Here is a 496-nt window from a genome sequence, read left to right on the forward strand (position 1 = left end):
CGATCGTTGTCGGGAGCGAGGAAGACCCGGCCAGCGACGAGGGGTGGGCGAAGCTCCAAGCGTCGCAGGACTACCACACTGCCGGCGAGAAGGTCGACGACGTTGACGGGGCGAGCGACCGGCTCGACGAGCTGGCCGCAGCCGGCGCGGAGGCAGGAGAATGAGCGCCACCGACGAGGTCCGGAGCGGGCCGCACGAGTGCCCGTTCGAAGAGGACTACTACGCGTGGGTCGCCGGCGGAACGGCCTACCTCCGTGGCTACCGCGTCGACGCGACGTGCGGCGACTGCGGCTCGCAGCTCGACGTCCGGTTCGGAGAACACACGTTCATCTTCAGCTGTCCCGAGTGCGTCGTCTGGAGCGACGACCCGGTGACGGAGTCGTCGCGGGCGACCGCACTCGGGTGGAGGGTCTCGATGACGAACTCGACCGACCTCACCACGTGGTCGGTCTACCTCACCGGCGAGCCCGTAGAGATCGAGCAGGTGCCGCACGGG

Annotated in this window: 1 protein-coding gene; it reads left to right on the plus strand. The window is 69.2% G+C overall.

Going from position 1 to position 496, the window contains the following annotated elements:
• Nucleotides 1-160 precede the first annotated feature (160 nt).
• The coding region (locus tag EXE46_RS16410; protein ID WP_137689379.1) for a hypothetical protein at nucleotides 161-496 on the plus strand (336 nt) is incomplete at its 3' end.

Origin of the sequence: Halorubrum sp. GN11_10-6_MGM (assembly GCF_005435165.1) — an archaeon.
Lineage (GTDB): Archaea > Halobacteriota > Halobacteria > Halobacteriales > Haloferacaceae > Halorubrum.